Below are 24,276 nucleotides of genomic sequence, written 5' to 3'. Positions count from 1 at the left end.
TAACACCTAGATTGAGCTTTGCGAGAACACTATTGAGAAATAGGGTGTATGGATTAAAATTTGAGAGATATTGAAAGCGCTTAATTCGACAGCCTGAAAATGTCACGTTATTTTCTCCTAAAATCCCATTTCAGGCCCAATAACTGGAATTTCTCCTGCTAATTCTCAGGATTTTGGCTGATATCAGCCCTATTCCCTATATTAGCAGGAGTTTTTCCAGTTAGATTGCTTTCAAACGATATCGAGGCTGAATTAACGGGAGGAATTCCATCTATCTTCTTTTCTCTCGGCAGCGTAAGTGTATCCTGGTCTCCTTTACAATGAAAACCTTGAACATCTGCTCTCGCTCGCTCCACCGTAAAGCAACATAAAAAAGGGTATTTTTCACTTCAAATTCACAGGAGCTAGAGATCCTGCGAATGCGTGAGCATACGTGAGAAAAAGATTTGTGATCAGGGGGAGTGCTGTAAAACACATGACCTATCTTATAGTATAAAAAAGCCCGCTCCGCGTATTCGCGAAGCAGGCTTTTGGCACAGGCACAGCTTATTTGATCATTAATGAAATAACAGTGGCAGCAACTGCAATAAGGAGCAAAACTCCAAAAAACACGCCGAAGCCGAGGGCTGTATCGATAAAATCATTGCTTGGTTCTTCGTTGACGTGCAGTTCAGGATGTTTCGGGTCGTTCATGAATGGGTCCTCCTCGGAGTTTTCGTGTTAGAAAACGTTATTTGTAAGCATTCGCTTTTGTTCATTATATTTCCGTAATTCGGTATTACGGCACTAGTTACGATTAGTATACCCAACTTTGCGAACAATTTAAAGGCTGCGAAAGTGACAATTGTGCGACGGTTTTGTTTGATGTGAATTGTAAGCGGTAAAAACGGTTCTGGAAACACTTTGATACACCAGGGTGCGGTTGAAAATAGGGTGCATTGTGGTATACTTTACATGTTGACAACACTTTTATAGGTTGAAAGGAGAACGTTAAATGGCTATCGTAAATGTAACGGACCAATCTTTCCAGAATGAAGTTGAAGGATCGGGTACGGTTCTTGTTGATTTTTGGGCACCATGGTGTGGGCCTTGTAAAATGATCGCTCCGATTTTGGAAGAGCTGGATAATGAGATCGGTGACACCTTGAAAATTGCAAAAGTAAACGTGGATGATAATCCGGAAGCGGCGTCCCGTTTTGGAGTTATGAGTATTCCTACACTTATCGTGTTCAAAGACGGCCAGCCGGTTGATAAAGTAGTTGGTTTCCAATCCAAGGATGCTTTGAAAAACGTAGTAAGCCGTCATCAATAATTCGATTTTAGATGAGAAAAAGCTCTTTTTCTGCTATGCTGAGAAAGAGCTTTTTTTGTTGTATTTGGTGTCTGTCGAAATGGAAGGGATTAAGCTTTAGAGCTTGTTCTTCAATTTCCGGGGACTGTTTGTACGGTTTGTTGATGGAAAGGAGATGACGCGAATGTCACTGTATGATAATGAACTGGAACGTAAGGAAAGAGACGAAGCGATTCGTCATAAGCTCGCATTACTGCCAGAGCAGCCAGGCTGTTATTTGATGAAAAATAAGGAAAACACTATCATATACGTCGGCAAAGCGAAGGTGCTGCGCAATCGGGTTCGCTCTTATTTTACGGGGAGCCATAATGCCAAAACGCAGGCACTGGTCAGTGAAATTGCCGATTTTGAATATATTGTAACGGGAAGCAATGTTGAAGCCCTTATTCTCGAGTGCAATTTAATAAAAAAATATCATCCTCGTTATAATGTGCTGTTGAAAGATGACAAATCATTTCCTTATATTAAAATCACGAACGAAACACATCCGCGGCTGGAAGTAACTCGTCGGGTGTTTAAGGATAAAGCCAAATATTTCGGTCCATACCCCAATGCTTTTGCGGCACAGCAGACGAAGAAGCTGCTCGACCGTTTGTATCCTATGCGCAAATGCAAGACGCTGCCGGACCGGGTATGCTTGTACTACCATATGGGACAGTGTGTGGCTCCCTGTGAGTACGAGGTGGCGCCGGAAACTTATGAGCAGATGGTACAGGAAATATCGCGCTTCTTAAACGGCGGGCATGATGAAATCAAGCAGGATTTGACGCGTAAAATGCATGAAGCTTCAGAGGAGCTTAAATTTGAGCGAGCCAAGGAGCTGCGTGACCATATTTTGCATATCGACGCGGTGATGCAGAAGCAGAGTATTACAACAACCGATGCTGTGGATCGGGATGTATTTGGTTTTGCTGTGGATAAAGGCTGGATGTGTGTGCAGATTTTGTACATGCGCTCAGGCAAACTTATTGAACGTCATGCTTCTATGTTCCCTTATTACGGTGAACAATACGAGGATTTTATAACGTTCGTTACGCAGTATTACAGCGACAATCCGGCATTGCCCAAGGAGATATTCCTTCCGGTAGAGGCTGCTGGTGAGGACGCTGAACCTGCCAAGCCGGCTGATAAGCTGGAGGCCGAAGCAGAGGTTATCAAGACCGATGTGAAGGAAGCTCTGGAAAGCTGGCTGAAGGTGAAGGTGCATATTCCGCGGCGGGGTACTAAGAAAAGTATAGTCGAAATGGCTGGGGACAATGCGCGGGTCAGTCTTGAAGAGAAATTCAAGCTAATTGAACGAGATGAGCGGCGTACGGTCAAAGCTGTGGAAAATTTGGGGGATTGGCTTGGAACAGGAGGGATTATCAGGCGCATTGAAGCGTTTGATAACTCTAATATTCAAGGCTCCGATCCTGTATCCGCGATGGTTGTCTTCATAGACGGCAAGCCTGACCGCAAGGAATACCGGAAATATAAAATCCGTACCGTGCAGGGACCGGATGATTATGGGACGATGCGTGAGGTCGTTAGACGCCGTTATGAGCGCGTTCTGAAGGAAAACCTGCCGCTGCCTGACCTCGTTGTCATCGATGGCGGCAAGGGGCAAATATCCGCTGCAATTGACATTCTGGAGAACGAGCTTGGCCTGTTTATCCCGGTATGCGGGCTTGTGAAGGATGAGAAGCATAAAACAGCTCAGCTGATCATTGGCGATCCTGCTGAGGTAGTACCTTTGCCGCGTGATAGTCAAGAATTTTACCTGCTTCAGCGTATTCAGGAGGAGGTTCACCGCTTCGCCATCACCTTTCACCGTGAAACCCGTGCGAAGTCCATGATTGTTTCGCAGCTTGATGCGATCCCGGGAATCGGAGAGAAGCGCCGCAAAGCGCTGCTTAAGCATTTTGGCTCGCTGAAGAAAATAAAAGAAGCCGGAATTGAAGATTTCCGGCCCCTTGGAATCGGGGAGAAGCTGGCTGCCCAAATTATGCAGTCGCTGGGCAGTGCGGAGGCTCCTGTTCATGAACCAGAGCAGGAAGCTCAGCTTACCGATGTATTCGAAGAGTGATAGCTTTATATGTAATCCTTATTTATGACGGGACAATCTGCTCCCGTCTTTTTCTTTTGCCATGCACCCATGCAAGGAACCAACCTATTATTGCCGGAAATATCAGATAGAAGGTGCCTATAATGCTTTGGGCCCAATCCCCCATATCAATGAGAGATAGTCCCATCAGAATGCTATCCATTGTGGCATGGGCAAACAAGACTGTCATAAACCCGTATTTCAGGAAGGCGAAACCGAAGATAAGTCCAATAATGGTAACTTCAATTAAACGTGTATACACCGGATATATAGGATACTGGGTATGACTGAGCGCCCAAATCATACTTGGAAGCAGCACGGCCAAAAACCGATTGCGTACCAGCTTCAAAAAGAAGGCGATGCCGAACAGCCGGTAAATGGCTTCCTCCGATATCGATGCGGACCAGGCTAACAACGGAAATATAGCGGGAATTGACATGTTAAGCACAGAGTCCGAAGGGTCATTGACCGACCAGACATCGAAATACTCTCCGGCTATGAAGAAAAGCCCTTGTTGGACTCCGAGGACGAATAAACAGAGTAAGTACCCTCGGCCCATTGCCGTCACAACGCGATTGCCGAACGTCGGGTCACTCCATTCGACGATTGGATTCCAGCCTCGGCGCAGCCACATGTTTTTACCTGCAAGCAATGCGAAATAAACGCTGATAGCCATCAAAAAAATAATTACATTGCTTATCCATAAGTAGATGATGCCTTGCAGCTGCGAAGGCGCATCCGAATGAGAGGTGCGGAATGCAGGCAGCATGTTAAAATTATTGGCAACGTAGACGGCAAGGAAAAGAAAGCTGAGCAATAAGCCCCGTCGAAACGTAATTTCTTTTCGATAACGGATAATGGTGTACAGGGAGGCAAATGCCATGATTAAGGAAACAGCCAAGCTGATGCGGGTCATAAGAGTTGCACGGTCGTCCTGATGCTTTTGCCACTCCAGGAAAGATTGAGGAATGTCGAATACGGGATGGAAGGACACGACCTTACCGTTAGCAACAGATAGAGTCAAGAGAAGCTTGGCCGTCCCAATTTGCTTGTCTTTGCTCTCAAACACAAATTCCGTACCAGCGGCGCTTGAAGGTCGCTCGCGTCTTTCAGCAGCTTTTTTGCCTTGATCATGTGTTGCTTTTACGAAATCTGCCAGCGAATATCCCTGATCTTTAATGGCAAGCTCTGCAAGCTCTTGATTTCCAGGTTTGGGTGATGCGATCGTTTGCTGTCTGGCTGAAGGCGCGCTGTAGGCTTCCCAGCCAAGTAACCTCTGATTGGAATAATTCACATCGATATAATAAGTCATCTTGTTGGTATTATCGTTGATTTCGACCTCATAGTAATCGATCGGCAAGCTGCTGAAGCGTTTTGTATATTCTTCGCTTAGCTTCTCCTTTTGCAAATAGCCGCTTCGTTTGGAATTGGATTGAAACAAGGTATTCGTAGTGTAACTACCTGCAGAGAGTCCAAACCTTTCTTTGACAAATTGGGCTGCGGCATCGGCTGCTTCCTGCTTAGTTATGCTCGGATAACGCGGTTCTGGCTCAACTGACTTGCCTGGATCTTGCAAATAGGACGAGCCTACAACAGTCAAATAAAGAATGATGCCTATAACAGCTAACAGCAGCAGAGGAGATTCCGATTGTCGTTTCACTAATGATTGTCTCCTTTTGAAATAATGGATTAGTAAGCTTGAGTATTTTAACAGTGTATTCTTTTAACTTAGCACAAATGACTAAGCAAAATCCAATGAATTCAAGAGCAAAAGGAGGAAAATCGGTGAAAAGCAAAGCGAACACGCACTCCTACTCATGTCAGTACTAGTAAAAATAAGAATATCACCCGTTTTCGATCAAAAGCGACTTTGTACTTCCTGATAAAGAGCCTTATAATTCATATCAATTGAATAAAAAGCCGAATTTCTTTTCGAAAACGGGGGAACCATTGTAATAGGGGTGAATTTAATTCCAACGCGCATTATGTTGGGATGATAGGGTACCTGTAAGCCCGAATCCGTCAGCTAACCTCGTAGGCTTAATAACAGGACCCATAAATACGGCAGTGGGCTTCCAGTGTCTTTTTTGTTGTGCTTAAACATAATTTTGGGGGTTATTGTTGTGGGGATAATTAGAGGTCGGGGTGAAAAATGAAGCTTACTTTTAAAAAAATCGAACTAACGCCGCCGCAAATTTTGGTATTGGGTTTTGCTGCGATTATTCTAGTTGGTACGATACTGCTAACCCTGCCTATAGCGTCTGCAACAGGGACACCGCATACTTTTCTTAACGCATTGTTTACCGCTACTTCTGCGACCTGTGTAACCGGGCTCGTGGTTGTGGATACAGGATCATCGTACACCATGTTTGGGCAAATCGTTATCATCACGCTGATTCAGGTGGGCGGACTTGGCTTTATGACGATGGCGACCCTGTTTGCCTTCATGCTGAAGAAACGGATTTCGCTTAAAGAACGTTTAATTCTTCAGGAAGCGATGAATCAAGGGAGCATGGAAGGAATCGTACGCCTCATTCGTAAGGTAATTCGATATTCCTTAACGATAGAATTGATCGCTGCTGTCATTTTCTCTATTCGTTGGTCATTAGATCTGGGTCCTGCCAAAGGGATCTATTATGGGATATGGCATGCAATTTCCTTTTTTAACAACGCCGGCTTCGATTTATTCGGAAGTGTGACAGGACCGTTCAGCAGTCTGACCTCTTACGCTTCCGATCCGATAATTAATATCGTTTCGATGGGGCTCATCATATTAGGCGGGATTGGATTTATAGTAATATCGGATTTGCTTGACTTCAGGGTGAACAAAAGATTATCGCTCCATTCCAAGGTAGTGCTCAGCACAACCGGATTCCTGATCTTTTTTGGCGCCATTGTTATTTTTATTTTTGAATTTACGAATCAGAAGACATTTGGAACTCTCGATTGGTCAGGTAAAGTATTAGCGGCATTCTTTCAATCGGTTTCTCCACGGACGGCCGGAGCGAATACAATCGATATCGGAGGCATGCGGCAGGCCAGCCAATTTTTCACGATTATCCTGATGTTTATAGGAGCTTCACCTGGTTCTACGGGCGGCGGTATTAAGACAACAACGTTTACTACGCTGGTTGGCGCCACAATCGCGATGATTCGCGGTAAAGAAGATATCGTGCTGTTTCATTACCGCTTGGGCAAGGATCGTATCCTTAAGGCCATTACGTTGACCATGATTGCCTTATTTCTAGTTATATTCGTCTCGATGGTACTGTCAACCACGGAGGATCACCCATTCTTAATGATCTTGTTTGAGGTAACTTCGGCATTCGGCACAGTGGGCTTAACTATGGGATTAACTCCAGATTTGTCGGATATCGGTAAAGTTATGATAGCACTAATGATGTTTGTAGGCCGTTTAGGACCATTGACGTTGGCATATGCGCTCGGACCGAAAACGGAAAAAGAATTATACAGATACCCGGAAGGGAAAATTACAATCGGATAGGGGAACATACTTATGAAACGCAGTCAGTACGCTGTAATTGGTTTAGGGAGATTCGGTTCGAGCCTCGCTAAGGAATTAATTGAATTAGGCTATGAGGTATTAGGCATCGATAAAGATGAGGAAGCGGTCGACGAAATGAGCGAGAAGCTGACACATGTTGTGGTGGCTGATTCGACGGACGAAGAGGTACTTAGGTCTCTGGGGATTCGCAATATCGACTGTGCCATCGTTGCAATCGGTGATGATATCCAATCGAGTATACTAACGGCTATCCTTCTTAAGGATATCGGTGTGAAGCAGGTAGTTGCCAAGGCGCTGTCTGAGCTTCACGGCAAAGTATTGCAAAAGATAGGCGTGGACAGAGTAATCTATCCGGAGAGGGATATGGGTATACGCGTTGCTCATCAGCTGGTATCTCCGAACTTGCTCGATTATATTGAGCTTTCGAAGGATTATACAATCGCTGAGCTGACAGTGCCCAAACGATTATGCGGACATTCGCTAAGAGAACTGGATACGAGAGCCAAATACGGCTGCAGTGTTGTAGCTATTAATAAGAAGAATAGCGTTATTATAGCCCCAACGGCCTCAGACACCTTGGACGATCAGGATATTATGGTTATCATCGGAACCAATCAACAGATCGAATTGTTTGAGAACGAAGTTAGACGCTAATTAGCTATTATAAAAGGAAACTTGTAACTTTTGTAAGGAAGCGGATGGAGTGGACCGATGCAGACTGACGTTAATGAGATGATTCACCATGTATTGTTCTTATTAATTTTTATTCTTGGGATGGGCATGTTGTTTGGCAGACTGTCAGGTTGGCTTAAGCTTCCGGATGTTGCTCTTTTTCTAGTAGCCGGCATGATTGTAGGTCAAGGGCTTCACTTGGTAACTGAAACTAGCAGCTCGTTTACCAATCAATTCATATTGACGTTAGGATCAGCATTGATCCTGTTTGACGGGGGACGGAACATTCGATTGTCGGGGTTAAAGAAGGTGTGGTTAACCGTCTCGCTGCTCTCAGTTCCTGGTGTGCTTATTACTTGTGCTGTGGTAGCTTTTGCGGCTCATTGGTTCCTCGGATTACCTATGATGTATGCCGTTTTGCTGGGGGCTATAATTGCTTCAACAGATCCTGCAACATTAATTCCAGTATTCAAGCAGGTGAAAATCCGTACCAAGGTGAGGGAAACCGTTGAAAGCGAATCTGCGTTCAATGATGCAACTGCCTCCATCCTGACTTTCACGGTTATTGCGGTAATTATGGGCGGCCAGGCGGTATCGCTAGCATCGGGCGTGTTTGACTTCTTGAAAACAGCCGTAGGCGGGATCGTGGTGGGTGCAGCAGTTGGCTTCGTATTTGCCTATATTACGGGGCATCTCAAGCTCGGCTTGCTGCGTGATTATGCAACTATAGCTTTGGTGGTAACAGCGATTGGAGCTTATTGGCTGGGCGACTTGCTTCATGTCAGTGGTTTCATGGCTACATTTACCGCAGGCTTAATCTGGGGCAATGTGGACTTATTCAAGCTGGATTTAAATGATAAGCGTCATGAAATGGGCCATTTTACAGAGAATATAACGGTGATTATGCGGATGCTTATATTTATATTGCTGGGCAGTCAAGTGAACTTCCAGCTCATTGTGGCTAATTTGTGGCCAAGCCTTGCAGTAATCGCCGTATTTATGCTGGTGGCACGCCCGTTAACCGTATTGGCCTGTACGCTTCCTGACCGCAAGGCCGGATGGACCCGGAATGAGATTGTGTTCATGTTCTGGGTCCGTGAGACGGGAGTCATTCCGGCTGCGCTGTCGGGTATGATCGCTGGACTCGGCATTAAATATGCCGATGTGATCGCTTCCGTGACCTTTCTGGCTGTGCTGCTGACGATTCTCCTTCAGGCGGGGACTACAGCGTATGTGGCGAGAAAGCTGGGTATCGAGGAAACAGGCGAAAGTATGAACCATTAATAGTAGTGTTTTGATTAAGAAGACTTAACCGTGTTTATTGAAATAATCCTTGGCCTTTTCAATAAATTGCTGCGCTGACGGATGATGGGCGGCCTCTTCTGTAAATAACAGAGAGGTCGTTCTTGTTGTTTGCTCAAGCGCTGGTATAAATCGGATGATCAGCTCGTTTTCTTCTATTAAATGGCGTCGCAAATACGACTCCGGCAAAAGCGTAGCCGTTTTGCAGGTCGATACAAGGCGAATGATAGCTTCGAACGAATCAATCTCCATCTTGACATCGGGGTGCACCGCGTAGCGGTGAAACAGCTCATCCATAAGAACGCGGTACCAGGTGCCTCTGGAGAAGAGGATCATCGGCAGCTCATGGAGATCGCTGATTTCTATGGATGCTTTGCTTACGAACGGATGGCCGATGGGCAGAACGAGACAGAGATGGTCGTCAAACAGTGGAATGCACTGTAGGCCGGGATGCTCTATCTTGGAGGCAACCAAGCCAATATCGACTTTCCGGTCCTTTACCATGGGAACAATTTCGTGTGTTTTTCCTGTAATAGCTTTGATGTCGGTATTCGGGTAATCCTTCGTATAGATGGTGATAAGATCGGGAAGCGTAGATTGCAGAGTCGTTAGGCTCGCCCCGATGATAATGCTGGACGGTTTGACCGCTGATTTGAACTCTTCTAATGAACGCTGGAGCTTACGCTCCAGATGCCGCTGCTCCAGTGCATGCTCATAGCAGACTCTTCCTGCCCGTGTAAGTTCCAGCCGCTTGCCTTTACGACGGAACAGCTCTACTCCGAGCTCCTCCTCCAAGCGCATGATTTTGCGGGAAAGCGCCGGTTGAGATATGTTCAACGATTGCGAGGCTTTATTCAAGCTTTCCATTTCAACTACGATGGCGAAGATATCCATATTTTCTGTCAATGGTTAACCTTCTTTCAAAAAGGTGATGATGATACTGTGATATTTATCATTGCTTATGTCCAAAATGAATAACGGATTATAAACAATCAGCACTTCCATTATAAGCGATAAAAGAGTAGTATGTATATGTCACGCATCGTTCACATTTTTCACATGACTCTGCATAAAAAAATGTCGATCCATGGAAAATAGGCATAGCGATTTTATTGACGCTTGTTTCCTGTGGGAGTACAATGAAACATGGTTTATTAACGTGTGACCCGGCTTTATTAAACGAAGTATTTATTATTTAAGGAGGGAAAGGAATCCAATGTTTCGTAACTCGTATTTTTCTCGTAAGCTGCATTCATTGCTTGGTGTGATCCCGGTCGGCTTCTTTTTGATCGAGCACCTGCTTACTAACTACAAGGCTTACAAAGGCGGACATGTTGCATTTTTGGAAAATGTGCACTGGCTTCACGATCTGCCTCTGATGCTGGCGCTTGAGATCTTCGGAATCTGGCTGCCGCTTCTTTATCATGCTGTTTATGGCCTATACGTTGCTTACACAGCGCGTAACAATGTGTCGAATTATGGGTATTTCCGTAACCAAATGTTTTTTCTGCAGCGTGTGACAGGTGTTATCACGTTCTTGTTCGTGGCCTGGCATTTCTTTGAAACACGTTTTCAGATTACATTGGGCAACGTAGCTCAGGACGCAATTGGTACACAAATGCATGCAATTGCATCGAATCCGGTTAATTTTGTTCTATACTGTATAGGCATCGTGTCGGCTGTGTTCCATTTTAGCAATGGAATGTGGTCTTTCCTGGTTAGCTGGGGGATCACTGTCGGCCCGAGAGCGCAGCGCGTGTCCACATTTGTATGGATTGGTGTGTTTATATTGATGTCAGTTATGTTTATTATGTCTTTGTCTGCTTTCGTAGATCCGCAGTTCCAAACCGTGCCTAAGATGGCTCAAGGATAAGGAGGAGTGAACAACAATGGCTAATTCAAAAGTAATCGTGGTTGGTGGAGGCCTGGCAGGTTTAATGGCAGTCATCAAAGCCGCAGAAGCCGGGGTTCACGTCAACCTGTTTTCCTTGGTTCCTGTAAAACGATCCCACTCCGTTTGTGCCCAAGGTGGAATTAACGGAGCTGTTAATACAAAAGGTGAAGGTGACTCCACATGGGAGCATTTTGACGATACCGTGTATGGCGGCGATTTTCTCGCTAACCAGCCGTTGGTAAAAGCAATGTGCGATGCGGCGCCGGGTATTATCCACTTGATGGACCGGATGGGCGTTATGTTCAACCGTACACCGGAAGGCTTGCTCGATTTCCGCCGTTTTGGTGGAACTCAATATCACCGTACTGCTTTTGCCGGCGCTACTACAGGTCAGCAGCTGCTATATGCATTGGATGAGCAAGTACGTCGTTGGGAGACCGCTGGTCTTGTAACGAAGTATGAGCATTATGAATTTATGGGTGCTGTGCTGGATGACGACGGCGTATGCCGCGGTGTGTCTGCTCAGGATCTGCGTACGATGGAAGTGCACACGTTCGCAGCGGACGCTGTTATTCTGGCGACAGGCGGCCCTGGTATTATCTTCGGTAAAACAACGAACTCGGTAATCAACACAGGTACGGCAGCAAGTGCTGTTTATCAGCAGGGAGTTTACTACGCTAATGGTGAGTTTATCCAGATTCACCCGACAGCTATTCCCGGGGATGACAAGCTTCGCCTGATGTCGGAATCAGCTCGTGGTGAAGGCGGTCGTATCTGGACTTATAAAGACGGTAAGCCTTGGTACTTCCTTGAAGAGAAATATCCGGCTTACGGAAACCTTGTGCCTCGTGATATCGCGACTCGTGAAATTTTTGCAGTCTGTGTTGACGAGAAGCTGGGTATCAATGGCGAGAACATGGTATACCTTGACCTTTCCCATAAGGATCCGAAGGAATTGGATGTTAAGCTGGGTGGTATCATCGAAATCTATGAGAAGTTCATGGGTGATGATCCGCGTAAAATTCCAATGAAAATCTTCCCTGCGGTTCACTATTCGATGGGCGGTATGTGGGTAGACTTTAATCAAATGACGAATATCCCGGGTCTGTTCGCCTGTGGAGAGTGTGAATATCAATACCACGGAGCTAACCGTTTGGGTGCGAACTCATTGTTGTCGGCTATTTACGGCGGTATGGTGACAGGTCCTAAAGCCATTGAATATATCAAAGGCTTGAGCAAGCATACTGAAGATATCTCTTCTTCCGTATATGACCGTGAGAAGAAGAAGCAAACGGACAAATATGAGGGCCTCTTGAAAATGGATGGCACCGAGAACGCTTATGTGCTTCACAAAGAGCTTGGCGAGTGGATGACCAACAATATGACGGTGGTTCGCTACAACAACAAGCTGCAGGATACATTGGATAAAATCAATGAGCTGAAGCAGCGCTACCGGAACATCAGCATGACCGATACGGCTCGTTGGAATAACCAGGGCGTGGCGTTCACTCGTCAGCTATGGAACATGCTGGAGCTTTCCCATGCGATGACATTAGGAGCTCTACAGCGTAACGAAAGCCGCGGCGCGCATTACAAGCCTGAATTCCCTGAGCGTGATGATGACAACTTCCTGAAAACAACCAAAGCCAAGTGGGGCGCTGAAGGCCCGACTATCGAGTGGGAAGAAGTCGATGTATCGTTGATTAAACCGCGTAAACGCGACTATTCGACAGACAAGAAGAAGGGAGGAAGCTAATCATGGCCGAAACGACTACTGCAGGCAAAAAGGTCAAGTTTATCGTTACCCGCCAAGAATCGCCTGAAAGCAAGCCTTATACAGAGGAATTTGAAGTTCCGTATCGTCCGAACATGAATGTAATCAGCGCATTAATGGAAGTGCAGCGGAATCCAGTGAATGTACAGGGAGGCAAAACTACACCTGTGTGCTGGGAATCGAACTGTCTTGAGGAAGTATGCGGAGCATGCTCGATGGTTATCAACGGCAAACCGCGTCAAGCCTGTTCGGCGCTTATCGATAAGCTGGAGCAGCCTGTCCGCATTGCGCCAATGAGTACGTTCCCTGTTGTTCGTGACCTTGTAATAGATCGTGAGCGGATGTTCAACGCATTGAAACGGGTTAAAGCATGGATTCCTATCGATGGAACTTACGATCTAGGTCCGGGTCCTCGTATGGCAGAATCCAAACGTCAATGGGCTTATGAGCTGTCCAAGTGCATGACTTGCGGCGTATGTCTGGAGTCTTGTCCGAACGTAAATGATAAAACTTCGTTTATCGGACCAGCTGCTATTTCCCAGGTTCGCTTGTTCAACGCTCATCCAACAGGTGAAATGAACGCAGAAGAACGTCTGGAAGCATTGATGGAGGACGGCGGTATTGAGGGCTGCGGTAACTCGCAGAACTGTGTACGCTCTTGTCCAAAAGGCATTCCGTTAACGACTTCGATTGCAGCAATGAACAGAGATACTACGAAGCATTTATTCAAAACGTGGTTAGGTATGTAATTGCAGCCTTGAGCCTCGAATGGACTTTAGAAGTCCATTTGGGGCTTTTTTTGTATGCTGTAACGATAAAAAATTAGGGCTGTGAAAATCTGTATTGACCGCGTAATCCAGGAAGCATATAATTAGTTTAAACGTTTCAATTGAAACGTTTAAACTATGATAAAAGGATACGATCCATGAATAAAAAACGCACGGTTACTATCGTTGATATTGCAGAAGCAGCGGCTGTCTCAATCGCTACTGTTTCGAATGTGCTGAACCGGCGTAACGTTCCGATGGCAGATGAAACGATCCGTAAAGTGGAGAAAGCTGCAGAAGAGCTTGGTTACCGCCGCAATGCAGTGGCTGCTAATTTAAGCCGCCGGAAGTCGAATGAGCTTGGGTTAATTGTCCCTGGTTTTATCGGGTATTATGGACGGCTTGCGGAGGAAATGGAACGTACAGCGCATCAGCAGGGGTATCACTTATCCGTATTTTCTGCGGGAGGCTTTGATTCCGAGGTGGAGAAAAGGCATCTGGATGCTTTGCTGCAGCGCAGGGTTGACGGGTTGTTTTGCCATGGGTTGGCTATGTCTCCTGATACTACTCGAAAGATTGTCGGTGAGGGGACGCCGTTAGTTTTGTTTAACGGCTGGAATTGGCCTCAGGATATTGCGGTTGGTGCCGTTAATCTTGATTTTGCCGGTGGCTGTGTGGAGATGGTTAAACATTTGTATGATCAGGGCTGCCGCAGCTTGTTCTACCTTAGCTCGGGGAGAGCTCATGCTGTCAATGAGCAGAGAGTAATCGGCTTTAAAAAAGGCTTGATAGAGTTAGCTGCTCCAGTTATTTCCGAAGTCATCGAATTAGGGCTGCATGATGTTCAAAGCATTGTTAGCATGACTCAAGAAATAAGTGGGGGATTGGGCCCCATTGGCATTTTGGCTTTTGACGACTTGGTTGCATTGCGATTTATGTCAGCTGTGATGGAACAAGGATACTACGTCCCGAAGGATTACAAAATTGCAGGCATTAACAATGATAGCGTGTCCAGTAGTTGTTATCCGCAGCTGACCACTTTGAACATTCCCTACAATCAGCAAGCCCGGTTAATGATCGATTTAATGCTGCGTCAGTTAGGTGAACCAATCGATGCTGGCGATATTGATGTTGAATCCGGAAGTTTGCAGCCAAAGCCCGATGAGCATGAGTTAAAAATCCCGCTCACTCTAATCGCAAGGATGTCCACGTCTCAATAAGTGAGTTATTTGATTCGTCTTGAAATGGGCTGTATTCCGGTTCATTTTAATTATATATCTAACATTGAAGGAGCGAATATGTACATGTGGAAACAGGCTATTGAGCATGCTTTACAAAAAACAAGGGAAAACATCGAGCGGTTCGGTGATCAATTCCCTCATGTAAGTGAGAATGGAAAGTACCTGCTTAACGACAATAATGAGTGGACTGACGGTTTTTGGTCGGGTATCCTGTGGCTGTGCTATGAGTACAGCGGAGACGAAGCATTCAAAGCAGCCGCCAGCAAAACAGTGGAAAGCTTCCGCAATCGCTTAGAAACGAATACAAAGCTGGATCATCATGATATTGGCTTCTTATATTCTTTATCTTCTAAAGCACTATGGATTATTGAGGGCGACGAAGAAGCCAGACAGCTGACCTTGCAAGCAGCCGATGTACTGATGTCGCGTTGGAGAGCTAAGGGTGGATATATTCAAGCATGGGGCCCTGAAGGCGATCCAGAAAACGGGGGCCGCATTATTATAGACTGCTTAATGAATCTGCCGCTGCTGTACTGGGCTTATGAGCAAACAGGCAAGGAAGAGTATAAAGAGGTTGCTGTTGCTCATGCAGACAAGTCTCGGCGCTTCTTGGTGCGGGGAGATGATTCTTCCTATCACACCTTCTACTTTGATCAAGAGACGGGTGAGGCTATTCGCGGCGGCACGCATCAAGGCTACTCCGATGGTTCCACATGGACTCGTGGGCAAGCATGGGGGATTTACGGTTTTGCGTTATCCTATCGTTATACGAAAAATCCTTTGTACCTGGAAACGTCCAAAAGATTGGCTAAGTATTTTCTGGAACGTTTGCCTGATGATGATGTTGTGTATTGGGATTTCAATGTTGCTATCAATTCCGAGACCAAACGGGATAGCTCAGCTTCAGCCATTACAGCAGCAGGGATTATCGAGCTGTTGACTCATCTGGAAGCAGGTGATCCAGACCGTGAGTTGTTGCATGATGGTTTGCAGCGTTCTTTGCAGGGCCTCGTAAAAGGCTATTCGACAGTTGGACAACCTGATGCAGAAGGGCTGTTAGACCGTGGATCTTATTCAGTCCGCGGCGGCGTATCCCCTGATGACTACGTAATTTGGGGCGATTATTACTATTTGGAAGCTTTAGTCCGATTGGAAAAAGGAATTCAAGGCTATTGGTACGAGAGAAAATAATGGGCTTAAGCTCTAAAGGAAAAACCTCCAGCCCCTAAAGGAAAACCTCCAACCCCTTCTGATATAGGGCTTTGGAGGTTTTTAGCATACTCATGTTAGTGATGATTAGAAAGCTCTTCTTCTTTATGGCGAAGAAATTCTTTGCCGTATTCACCGTGAGGATGAATCGTAGCGTGCTCCATCTGGATAGTGGAATGTTCGATCCCGTACTTCTCCTTCAAGGTTTCATTAATAGCGAGTATGATGCAGAACGGTTGAATATTTTCATTGATGAACACGTGAGCGGTTAGTGAGAAATGGTTCGAGGAAATGGCCCAGAGATGCATCTCGTGAACATCCTCGACCCCCTCCACCTCAGCTATTGCATGACGGACTTCATCGAGATCATAACGGGAGGGGACAGACTCCATTAATATGAGGTAGGACTCTTTAGTGATCTTCCAGCCTCCGACAAAGATAATGCCGCCGATAATCATACTGATCAACGGATCGAACCACAGCAGGCCAGTAAAGTAGATAAGAATAGCGGATAGTATAACACCAGCGGAGCTTAGTAAGTCACCAATGAAATGCCATAAAGCGCTCTGCACATTCAAGTTTTCTTCTTCCTTCATGCTGCGGCTGAGCACAAGCGTGAGTACCAGATTAACAATAAACCCGATAGAAGCAATGATCAGCATTAGCTGGAAGTCAATAGGTTCAGGATTGAAAAATCGGCGAATACCTTCGACGAAGATTCCGATGGATATGATGGCAAGGGCCAATCCATTCAAGAAGGACGCTACGATCTCAAATCGTAAGTAACCGAACGTAAAACGGGCATTAGGCTGCCTTGTCGCTAAATAAATAGCTACCATGCTAAGTCCAAGAGCTAGGACATCGGATATCATATGAGCGGAGTCGGATAGAAGGGCTAAGGAATTAGAGATTAAGCCTCCGATAATTTCAACAATCGTGAAAAATAAGGTTAAAAATAAAGTAATCCATAAAGTTTTTTTGGATTTGGTTTGTTCTTTGGCATGATGTAAATGATGATAATCGTACATATAAATCACCTCCATATGAAATTGTCTTTGCTTCGGATTATTATACGTCAAGGTCTTAATTTTGGCAAATACTTTAATTGATAGCGATTTTCAGCCATTTGAGACGATTTATCAGTGGTTTGATAAGGTTTATCAAGAATATGATAGGTTTTCTCAATTATTCGATAATTGTTATCAATAAAAAGAGAACTATTATCAATGAAATGAGCAAGTTAGAGAACAGACCGTCATGCCTCCCAAAAGGGCGCACGGGATCTGTACGTGTTGAGGATAGCGCTTTCAAATTTGTTACACAACTGAAATATTACTGTTATCGTTTTAACATGTTTAGGGAGTATTATAATAACCAAGACCCCCTTTTTAATATAAACTCTTGAAGACCCGCCCCGTTGGCGGGTCTCTTTTTTTGTTTGGACGGTAAATAACCCTTATGAGCAAGGGTTTACGGGGCTTAGGTGCTATAATTAGGGGACGTTTTGGGGACATTGGAAGGATATTGGAAGGAAACTTGTGTAAACGACAATTCTGAGTAAGTGGAATTATTTAATATTCGGATTCGGGTTCTGTTTGATCATCATCGAGGTCGAGTAGCTTTTCCATTGCATTGGCTGCATCCTTGTTCATATTGGGTGTAAGGTGTGAGTACAACAAAATCTTTATCATCGTAATCATCACCTGTCGCGGCTTTTTCCTTTAGCATGTTTTGCCTTCTAATCTCAAGTTGCTTCACTACAAAATCAGAAATGGATATCGAACGATTTCCAGCGTTTGTTTTGGTGCCAGCTTGTAATTGGTTTTTAAAATTTAAAATATTTCGCATATTAATCTTCTTATTGGTTAAATCAACGTCACAAAATCGAAGTCCCAATATTTCCCCCATTCTCATGCCACTATGTATTGCGCAGATTTCTGCACGAGAGCTGCTTTTTTGATTCACTCCTTTTGGGGAGCGCCGGCCGCTCGTATCGGCCGAGTACGACAAAGGAGTATAAAGTAACCGCGACGCGCGCGCCAAGTTCGGCAGTGCGCCGATTGCGAATTGGAAAGGAGGAGAAAGCGCCGCAATTGTCGAACGTAACCTTTATGAAAACAAAGCGAATCTTACTCATTCTCGGCATATATCTGCTGATTATAACTAGTATCCGTCTCATCTGGGTCGCCTGGATATTTCCACCATTCCATCCCAATGCCCTTCAAGGTACCATCGATCTCACCGCATGGGACGATTCGTCGAACCAGGCGCTTCCTTTGAATGGGGAGTGGGAGTTTTACACGCATGCATTCTATATGAATGATTATAGAAAGCTTCCAATGCCGCCAAAGCCCGATTATATTCACGTGCCAAGCAACTGGGGACAGACGTTAAATCCGGCAGGGCATTCGCCGATCGGCTACGGCTCTTACCGGCTTCTCATTCACATTCACGCAAACGAGAAGCAACTGCTCGGCATTCGGATGCCGTCCATTCCCACCGCTTCCGAGCTGTATATCAATGGACAATTGCTGGCCTATTCCGGAACTCCGGGGAAGGACATCGATTCTTTCACAGCGCGCAAAGTGCCTTATTATGCCAATTTCTATCCCGAGGGAGAAACCATAGAAGTTGTCATCCAAGTTGCCAATTATTACGACTATTTCAAAGGAGGCCTCACTTCTCCCGTCCTGATCGGCACTCAACATGCGATTGAAAAGAACATATGGTACTCTCGAAGCATGCAGCTACTCGTTTGCGCCGTCCTTTTGATACACGCCTTCTATGCTTGCCTGCTCCTGTTCATTGGCGGTCGGATTCCTGGACTATTAAGCTTCTTTCTGCTGATCGTCAGCACCATTATCTCGATTCTTATCGATGATGAGCGGCTGCTGCAAATCTGGCTGCCGATAAACTATGATTGGATAAGCCGTCTGTTCCATCTATCCTATCTTGGCATCATCTATTTTTTGTTCAAAAATGCAATGCTGCTTACGGTGGAACGCACATCATCCAGCCGTTACCGCTGGTTCAATTATATCTGCTCACTTTATGCCGGCATTGTCTTGTTTCTGCCTTTGCAACCGCTGTTGAAATTGGGTTATTTCAACATTCCTTTATACCTGTTCACGATTGTGGCCGTTCCAACCTTGACGTTTCGCTCAGCCAAACAAGGCAACCGAGATGCGATGTTCCTGCTGATCGGAGGAATAACGATTACCATCAACGCGATATGGGGCATCGTTAACACATTTTACTTTCCCGAAATCGGCTATTATCCGTTTGACCTCATATTCGCCGTGCTGGCTATAGTCTCATATTGGTTCAAACGCCATTTCAACTCCATGACAGCATTGAGGCTCCTCACCGAGAAGCTGCAGAAGGCTGACAAGCGTAAGGATGATTTTCTTGCCCATACGTCCCATGAGCTTCGCAACCCGCTTCACGGCATGCTTAACATTGCCCAAGCGGTGCTCGACGATGAAGCCGCTCGGAAAGTGGGCAGACATCAGGAAAGCTTGCGTTTGCTTATTTCAGTCGGCCGCGGTATGTCGTTTCTGCTTAACGATCTGCTCGACATCAACCGGCTCAAGGAGAATGCCATTCACATTCAGCCTGCTCCCATCCGCGTACAGGCGGTAGCTTCCGGCGTCATCGACATGCTGGGCTTCATGTCGGAGGGCAAGCCGATCCGAATCGTCAACGAAATCCCGGAGTCGTTCCCCCTGGTGCAGGCGGACGAGAATCGGCTGACACAAATTTTATTCAACCTTCTGCATAACGCAGTCAAATTTACGACGCGAGGCCGCATCGAACTCCACGCCACTGTACAGAATGGTTATGCGCATATAACCGTCTCTGATACGGGTGTCGGGATTGATAAAGCGACGCTGCAAAGAATCTTTCTCCCCTACGAGCAAGCCGATTCGAGCGAAACTTCGTTAGGCGGCGGCATCGGGCTTGGACTGAGCGTCTGCAAGCAGCTTGTCGAACTGCAGGGAGGTACCATTTATGCCGAATCCGTTCTCAATCACGGATCGACCTTCATCTTTACGCTGCCGCTTGCGATGACGGCAGACACGACGAAGAGGGATGACCCTTCGCCGGATGCTGTACCATTGCCCGCGCACGCAGTAGAAACAGCTGCCGCGGCCTCCGAGGCGGCCGATATTACCGAATTGCCGGCAGTCAGCGAGCTACCGTCTCCGGCCATAGAAAAAATTCGTATATTGGCTGTGGACGACGATCCGGTCAACTTGCGGGTGTTGACTCATGCGCTGGCTTCCGAGCCATATATTATCGGCACAGCAATAAGCGGAAACGAAGCTATTGCGCTGTTGGATACGGTCAAGTGGGACATTATGATCATCGACGTCATGATGCCCGGCATGTCCGGCTACGAGCTGACCCAGCGAGTCCGGCAGCGCTATTCGCTAGCTGAGCTCCCCGTGCTGCTGCTTACAGCGCGCAGTCAGCCGGAGGATATTTATTCCGGCTTCCTCGCGGGAGCCAACGACTACATTATTAAGCCAACGAACACGCTGGAGCTAAAATCGAGAATTCGAGCACTTACCGATCTGACGCTAGCTGTTCGCGATCGAATGTACATGGAGGCAGCGTGGCTGCAAGCGCAAATCAAGCCGCATTTTTTCTTCAACACACTCAACTCCATCGTCGCGCTCAGCGAAATCGATACGCACCGTATGCACAAGCTTGCTGATGCATTCAGCTTATATTTGCACGCCAGCTTCGATTTCAAGAATTCGGACAAGCTCGTATTATTGAGTAGCGAGTTGGAGCTGGTCCAAGCCTATTTGTCGATTGAGAAGGAACGGTTTGAGGAACGTCTTCAGGTGCAGTGGGACGTAAAGGCATCCTTGGAGATACTTGTACCACCTCTATCCATTCAGCCACTGGTTGAGAACGCGGCCCGGCACGGGATTTTGAAACGAACGCGCGGAGGCACCATCCAAATCCGGATTGCCGAATATGAGGATAGAGCGGAGGTTTATATCGAGGATGATGGCGTGGGAATGGACGAAACGACCATCCGGCACATCCTGGTTCGCGGTTCCGCGAAGGAGCAGAAGGGGATCGGGCTGATCAATACCGACCAGCGTCTGAAGCAGCTTTACGGACAAGGGCTGCGTATTGAGAGCAGTTTGAACGAAGGAACAATCGTTTCGTTCCAGATATTGAAGTAGCTTCTGGACAACCACGGGTTGTTCAGTAAGCTACTTGAGGACAAGAAATAAAGAGTCCGAGGCCGCTCCAATAAATTGGCAGAAGGTGGCTCGTCGACGTACGAAGCCCGGCAGAAGTATCTTCATGACGAAGCATCGATGATTAAGGGACAAAGGCCGAAGGAGAAGCCGCCGCATTGGTTGCGTCGATCACCTTTAGCCGTCCCAGTTCCTGCTCCGAATGGATAAAATCAGCATCGGCCCTGTTCCGGATACCGCTGATGTTCGGTCCTGTCGATCAGCAGAGTAAGGCTCCCCCGTCCCTCCCAATGTTGTCAGGTTAGCAGAATGTTGGCAAAATGAAAAACCGTTTAATCGAAATTCTTCTAGAAGGTGATAACGAGAAAAAAGATGCGATGTTCCAACGACTGATCGCAGAATTGGAGCGAAATATCGTTCCGGTTATTCAAGGGCGCAGTTTTAACCGCGAGAAAAAGAACAAAGCGAACAAATACAGCAAGTCGAAACGCCGCTGCTTGTAGCGAAACCTCCCAACCACTCATCTAAATGCACGTTCCCCTCCTGTAAAATAAGCAGGTTCTTTGTGCTGCTATGGCTGTGGTCTGTCCCCGTTGACTTTGTATGAAGTACCTCTCCATTATTTTCTTAACAATCGAAGCGATGTGCTTTTGAACTCAAAAGGATACATTGACCGGTCACTCCATCGTTTGCAGACTACACTCCTTCCATGAAACGTCCCTAACCTGACAACATTGGGGTGGGACATATATGGACATGGGTTACGGTCGGGCTTCAGCGAAAGATCAAAATCTGGAGATTGGGATTGTATAGAGGGGACTGGGGTGAATGAATTGTTAGACCAACTAACGTAATTTTAACTGTTCTACTTTCTTACCATGTTCATTATAAAAAGTATTGACAAGATCATAAAATAATTATTATAATCTGTGTATGAAAAAGTAAGAAGAAATAACAAAGGAATATTTTTTTGAAAAATGTGAAAACGTCACCACATTTTCGAGTTATGAATTACAATGAGAGGTTCTCCCTCATCTGATTTACCATCCCAAAGTATTTAATTTATTGTTTTTCTGAAATGAAAACGCTACGATTTTGTGTATAGCAAAAAATCTGATAAAAAAGTAATTTTTCGTAGAGAAAGTGCTTTGATTTTTTTGTGAAAACGTCACCACATTTACTTGATGAAAAAAGTTCCAAATAACAGATAGGAGTGAATAGAAATTGGCAACAACGATTACAGATATTGCGAAGTACATTAATGTTTCCCCTGCAATGGTGTCTAGGGTAATCCATAACAGCGGTTATGTGTCAAAGGAAAAAAGAGAATTAATCGAAAAAACTCTGTCCGAATTGAATTATGTGCCCAATAAAGTAGCGCAGGGTCTAAAAAGCCAAAAGACAGGAATGATTGGACACATATTGCCGAGAGCTTATCCAAATCCATTCTGGGCCGGATTGTGCCAATCGATAGACGAATATGCGGATGAATGTGATTATCAAATACTACGATTATTTACTTACAATGATCCAAAACGAGAATTAAAGCAAATTGAAGAAATGGTTGCAAGGAAAGTGGATGGAATTATTTTTACCAGTGCAAGTAGTAAGGAGAATATACAAAGAGTTGTTGATATGGGTATACCAACCGTAATGGTGGAAAGGCCTTTAGATGTGATGGGTGTTGATAAGGTCCTAATCGACTACGTCGAAGCATCCTATGTCGCGACGAAACACCTGCTTCGATTGAATCATAAAAATATTGGATATATTGGTGTGGATACTTCTGTGAATGTCGTAGAGAGTGAGAGATACAATGGCTTTCAGAGAGCTCTTATGGAAGAGAAGATTACCACGGATAATAAATTTATTAAATTTTGTGAGAGTTATAGTCCCCAATATGGTTTTCATTTAATGGAAGAGATGATCTTGAGTGACTTCCTGCCTTCCGGCATTTTTGTAGCGAGTGATGTTCTGGCCATTGGCGTTCTTCAAGCGTTATATAAACATCGAATCCGAGTTCCTGATGACATTTCGATCATCGGTTACGATAACAGTTATGCGGATATTTTATCTCCCCCGATTTCTTCTGTCGGTTTGCCCCTTAAAGAAATGGGTGAAGCTGCAATCAATTTAATCTTAGAAAGAATGAAAAGTAAAACTACAAGTGTAAAAACGTTGACTTTGCATGCTTCCTACGTGGAGAGGGAATCTGTGAAACATAATACAAACCAAGAGGTGGAGTCAGATGGAACATGAATTTGTTAAAAAACAGTCGCAACCACTAAAGCGTAAGCATCAGAGTAGAACGTTTTCATCCTTCGTTGATCGTAACATAAGCTATATTTTAGTTCTTCCGGTTTTATTACTTATCACAGTTGTGATCTTGTATCCGAGTATCAGAACGATACTGATGTCTTTCTATCGTGTAGAACTACTGAAGCCGGAACAGCCGTTCATCGGATTGGATAATTATATTAATATTATAAAAGACCCTGGCTTATTGAAAATCATATACAATACCATTTTTTTTAGTGTGGCTTCTCTAATCTTAGCAACTATTGTGGCTCTTTATTCGGCGCAGTTATTAAACAAACCCTACTGGGGAAGAGGTTTATACCGGACTTTACTTTTGATTCCATGGGTCACCCCTCCTGTTGTAATGGGGGCTGTGTGGAAGGTTTTATACAGCGAAAATTTTAGTCCACTAAACGGTTTACTTATGGGTCTAGGACTCCGGGATACGCCATTCTCCTTCTTAGGGAACACAGAATGGGGATTTGGGCCGTTCAACATTCCTATGCTATTCCTGGTTGTCGTCAATGTTTGGCATATGTTTCCTTTTATGATGGTTATGTTCTTAGCGGCAATGCAGAGCGTATCGAAGGATTACTATGAAGCTGCTACTGTAGAAGGTTTGGGTAAAATTGGGCAATTCTACAAGATAACGCTTCCACTTATTTTACCGGTCTTAGAAATCACACTATTGTTAGAATTCATTTGGCAATTTAATAATTTTAATTCCAGTTATTTATTGACTCAAGGAGGTCCGCTGGATATGACGAACGTATTGGCGGTGAAAGTGTTTCAAGAAGCGTTTATCAATTTTAAATACAGCATAGCCTCAACAATTAGTGTGCTGATGTTCTTGGTAGTGCTTGTCCCTTCAATTTTTTATATCAAAAAGAGAGTACAGAATGAGTTCAAAGAATAATAACGGGGAGGAGGAGTTGTT

19 protein-coding genes and 1 riboswitch are annotated in these 24,276 nt (G+C 45.3%); of the genes, 14 read left to right on the top strand and 5 right to left on the bottom strand.

The window, feature by feature from the left end:
* Positions 1-546 precede the first annotated feature (546 nt).
* Positions 547-693, bottom strand: coding sequence for a YqzM family protein (locus tag ACFQ0C_RS06935; RefSeq protein ID WP_171650987.1), 147 nt, complete (start codon positions 691-693; stop codon positions 547-549).
* A 301-nt stretch (positions 694-994) separates the two neighbouring features.
* Between ACFQ0C_RS06935 and trxA the strand changes: the two genes are divergently transcribed.
* Together trxA and uvrC are read left to right on the top strand one after the other, a co-directional pair.
* Complete coding sequence (trxA, locus tag ACFQ0C_RS06930; protein WP_258211477.1) at positions 995-1,312, top strand: thioredoxin; 318 nt, start codon at positions 995-997, stop codon at positions 1,310-1,312.
* Positions 1,313-1,475: 163 nt separating this feature from the next.
* Entirely contained in the window at positions 1,476-3,416 is a 1,941-nt protein-coding gene (gene uvrC / locus ACFQ0C_RS06925) for an excinuclease ABC subunit UvrC (protein WP_379365253.1), read from the top strand.
* A gap of 22 nt (positions 3,417-3,438) precedes the next feature.
* On the opposite strand, the gene ACFQ0C_RS06920 is transcribed toward uvrC, so the two are convergent.
* Positions 3,439-5,094 carry a CPBP family intramembrane glutamic endopeptidase gene (locus tag ACFQ0C_RS06920; protein WP_379365251.1) on the bottom strand — a complete coding sequence of 552 codons (1,656 nt, stop codon included), beginning with the start codon at positions 5,092-5,094 and terminating at the stop codon, positions 3,439-3,441.
* Between the two features lie 248 nt (positions 5,095-5,342).
* A riboswitch (cyclic di-AMP (ydaO/yuaA leader) is annotated at positions 5,343-5,489 on the top strand.
* A 97-nt stretch (positions 5,490-5,586) separates the two neighbouring features.
* Between ACFQ0C_RS06920 and ACFQ0C_RS06915 the strand changes: the two genes are divergently transcribed.
* From ACFQ0C_RS06915 to ACFQ0C_RS06905, 3 genes are read left to right on the top strand one after another with little or no spacing between them, the layout of a single operon-like run.
* Positions 5,587-6,939, top strand: a complete 1,353-nt coding sequence (locus tag ACFQ0C_RS06915) for a TrkH family potassium uptake protein (protein ID WP_379365249.1) — start codon at positions 5,587-5,589, stop codon at positions 6,937-6,939.
* A gap of 12 nt (positions 6,940-6,951) precedes the next feature.
* A complete protein-coding gene (locus tag ACFQ0C_RS06910; RefSeq protein WP_379365247.1) occupies positions 6,952-7,614 on the top strand; it encodes a potassium channel family protein in 663 nt (220 codons plus the stop codon).
* A 57-nt stretch (positions 7,615-7,671) separates the two neighbouring features.
* Positions 7,672-8,916: a cation:proton antiporter gene (locus ACFQ0C_RS06905; protein WP_379365245.1), complete on the top strand. Its 1,245-nt coding sequence runs from the start codon at positions 7,672-7,674 to the stop codon at positions 8,914-8,916.
* 24 nt (positions 8,917-8,940) lie between these two features.
* Here the strand turns inward: ACFQ0C_RS06905 and ACFQ0C_RS06900 are convergent, their stop codons facing one another.
* On the bottom strand, positions 8,941-9,828 hold the full coding sequence (locus ACFQ0C_RS06900) for a LysR family transcriptional regulator (RefSeq protein ID WP_379365263.1): 888 nt from the start codon (positions 9,826-9,828) through the stop codon (positions 8,941-8,943).
* Positions 9,829-10,150: 322 nt separating this feature from the next.
* Between ACFQ0C_RS06900 and ACFQ0C_RS06895 the strand changes: the two genes are divergently transcribed.
* From ACFQ0C_RS06895 to ACFQ0C_RS06875, 5 genes are all read left to right on the top strand, one after another.
* Positions 10,151-10,807, top strand: a complete 657-nt coding sequence (locus ACFQ0C_RS06895; RefSeq protein ID WP_258211472.1) for a succinate dehydrogenase cytochrome b558 subunit — start codon at positions 10,151-10,153, stop codon at positions 10,805-10,807.
* A 16-nt stretch (positions 10,808-10,823) separates the two neighbouring features.
* Positions 10,824-12,584, top strand: coding sequence for a succinate dehydrogenase flavoprotein subunit (gene sdhA, locus ACFQ0C_RS06890; RefSeq protein ID WP_258211471.1), 1,761 nt, complete (start codon positions 10,824-10,826; stop codon positions 12,582-12,584).
* 2 nt (positions 12,585-12,586) lie between these two features.
* A complete protein-coding gene (gene sdhB / locus ACFQ0C_RS06885; RefSeq protein ID WP_379365242.1) occupies positions 12,587-13,351 on the top strand; it encodes a succinate dehydrogenase iron-sulfur subunit in 765 nt (254 codons plus the stop codon).
* A 176-nt stretch (positions 13,352-13,527) separates the two neighbouring features.
* Positions 13,528-14,589 (top strand): LacI family DNA-binding transcriptional regulator, encoded by a 1,062-nt coding sequence (locus ACFQ0C_RS06880; RefSeq protein WP_379365240.1) that lies wholly within the window; start codon positions 13,528-13,530, stop codon positions 14,587-14,589.
* A 78-nt stretch (positions 14,590-14,667) separates the two neighbouring features.
* Positions 14,668-15,801, top strand: coding sequence for a glycoside hydrolase family 88 protein (locus tag ACFQ0C_RS06875; RefSeq protein ID WP_379365238.1), 1,134 nt, complete (start codon positions 14,668-14,670; stop codon positions 15,799-15,801).
* 95 nt (positions 15,802-15,896) lie between these two features.
* Here the strand turns inward: ACFQ0C_RS06875 and ACFQ0C_RS06870 are convergent, their stop codons facing one another.
* Together ACFQ0C_RS06870 and ACFQ0C_RS06865 are read right to left on the bottom strand one after the other, a co-directional pair.
* Complete coding sequence (locus ACFQ0C_RS06870; RefSeq protein ID WP_379365236.1) at positions 15,897-16,847, bottom strand: cation diffusion facilitator family transporter; 951 nt, start codon at positions 16,845-16,847, stop codon at positions 15,897-15,899.
* Between the two features lie 574 nt (positions 16,848-17,421).
* Entirely contained in the window at positions 17,422-17,727 is a 306-nt protein-coding gene (locus tag ACFQ0C_RS06865; protein WP_379365234.1) for a site-specific integrase, read from the bottom strand.
* Positions 17,728-17,912: 185 nt separating this feature from the next.
* Between ACFQ0C_RS06865 and ACFQ0C_RS06860 the strand changes: the two genes are divergently transcribed.
* The 4 genes from ACFQ0C_RS06860 to ACFQ0C_RS06845 all read left to right on the top strand — a co-directional run bounded on the left by ACFQ0C_RS06860 (position 17,913) and on the right by ACFQ0C_RS06845 (position 24,255).
* The gene (locus tag ACFQ0C_RS06860; protein ID WP_379365232.1) at positions 17,913-21,023 is read left to right on the top strand and encodes an ATP-binding protein; all 3,111 of its coding nucleotides are present in this window, start codon (positions 17,913-17,915) and stop codon (positions 21,021-21,023) included.
* 338 nt (positions 21,024-21,361) lie between these two features.
* Entirely contained in the window at positions 21,362-21,544 is a 183-nt protein-coding gene (locus tag ACFQ0C_RS06855) for a hypothetical protein (protein WP_379365230.1), read from the top strand.
* 721 nt (positions 21,545-22,265) lie between these two features.
* Complete coding sequence (locus ACFQ0C_RS06850) at positions 22,266-23,300, top strand: LacI family DNA-binding transcriptional regulator (RefSeq protein WP_379365228.1); 1,035 nt, start codon at positions 22,266-22,268, stop codon at positions 23,298-23,300.
* A complete protein-coding gene (locus ACFQ0C_RS06845; RefSeq protein ID WP_379365226.1) occupies positions 23,290-24,255 on the top strand; it encodes a carbohydrate ABC transporter permease in 966 nt (321 codons plus the stop codon). The genes ACFQ0C_RS06850 and ACFQ0C_RS06845 overlap by 11 nt, the downstream gene beginning before the upstream one ends.
* Positions 24,256-24,276: the final 21 nt, after the last annotated feature.

The organism is Paenibacillus sp. GCM10027630 (genome assembly GCF_042676305.1).
Taxonomy (GTDB): domain Bacteria; phylum Bacillota; class Bacilli; order Paenibacillales; family NBRC-103111; genus Paenibacillus_S.
Note: the sequence above shows the minus strand (reverse complement) of the source record. Positions and strands in the feature narration are given on the sequence as shown.

What these genes read in the sequence shown, in the direction of transcription:
- ACFQ0C_RS06875 (WP_379365238.1), top strand. Translation starts at nt 14,668, where the DNA reads ATGTACATGTGGAAACAGGCTATTGAGCATGCTTTACAAAAAACAAGG.
- ACFQ0C_RS06905 (WP_379365245.1), top strand. Translation starts at nt 7,672, where the DNA reads ATGCAGACTGACGTTAATGAGATGATTCACCATGTATTGTTCTTATTA.
- ACFQ0C_RS06880 (WP_379365240.1), top strand. Translation starts at nt 13,528, where the DNA reads ATGAATAAAAAACGCACGGTTACTATCGTTGATATTGCAGAAGCAGCG.
- uvrC (WP_379365253.1), top strand. Translation starts at nt 1,476, where the DNA reads ATGTCACTGTATGATAATGAACTGGAACGTAAGGAAAGAGACGAAGCG.
- ACFQ0C_RS06855 (WP_379365230.1), top strand. Translation starts at nt 21,362, where the DNA reads ATGAAAAACCGTTTAATCGAAATTCTTCTAGAAGGTGATAACGAGAAA.
- ACFQ0C_RS06900 (WP_379365263.1), bottom strand. Translation starts at nt 9,828, where the DNA reads ATGGATATCTTCGCCATCGTAGTTGAAATGGAAAGCTTGAATAAAGCC.
- ACFQ0C_RS06865 (WP_379365234.1), bottom strand. Translation starts at nt 17,727, where the DNA reads ATGGGGGAAATATTGGGACTTCGATTTTGTGACGTTGATTTAACCAAT.
- ACFQ0C_RS06870 (WP_379365236.1), bottom strand. Translation starts at nt 16,847, where the DNA reads ATGTACGATTATCATCATTTACATCATGCCAAAGAACAAACCAAATCC.
- ACFQ0C_RS06845 (WP_379365226.1), top strand. Translation starts at nt 23,290, where the DNA reads ATGGAACATGAATTTGTTAAAAAACAGTCGCAACCACTAAAGCGTAAG.
- ACFQ0C_RS06910 (WP_379365247.1), top strand. Translation starts at nt 6,952, where the DNA reads ATGAAACGCAGTCAGTACGCTGTAATTGGTTTAGGGAGATTCGGTTCG.
- sdhB (WP_379365242.1), top strand. Translation starts at nt 12,587, where the DNA reads ATGGCCGAAACGACTACTGCAGGCAAAAAGGTCAAGTTTATCGTTACC.
- ACFQ0C_RS06895 (WP_258211472.1), top strand. Translation starts at nt 10,151, where the DNA reads ATGTTTCGTAACTCGTATTTTTCTCGTAAGCTGCATTCATTGCTTGGT.
- trxA (WP_258211477.1), top strand. Translation starts at nt 995, where the DNA reads ATGGCTATCGTAAATGTAACGGACCAATCTTTCCAGAATGAAGTTGAA.
- ACFQ0C_RS06915 (WP_379365249.1), top strand. Translation starts at nt 5,587, where the DNA reads ATGAAGCTTACTTTTAAAAAAATCGAACTAACGCCGCCGCAAATTTTG.
- ACFQ0C_RS06935 (WP_171650987.1), bottom strand. Translation starts at nt 693, where the DNA reads ATGAACGACCCGAAACATCCTGAACTGCACGTCAACGAAGAACCAAGC.
- sdhA (WP_258211471.1), top strand. Translation starts at nt 10,824, where the DNA reads ATGGCTAATTCAAAAGTAATCGTGGTTGGTGGAGGCCTGGCAGGTTTA.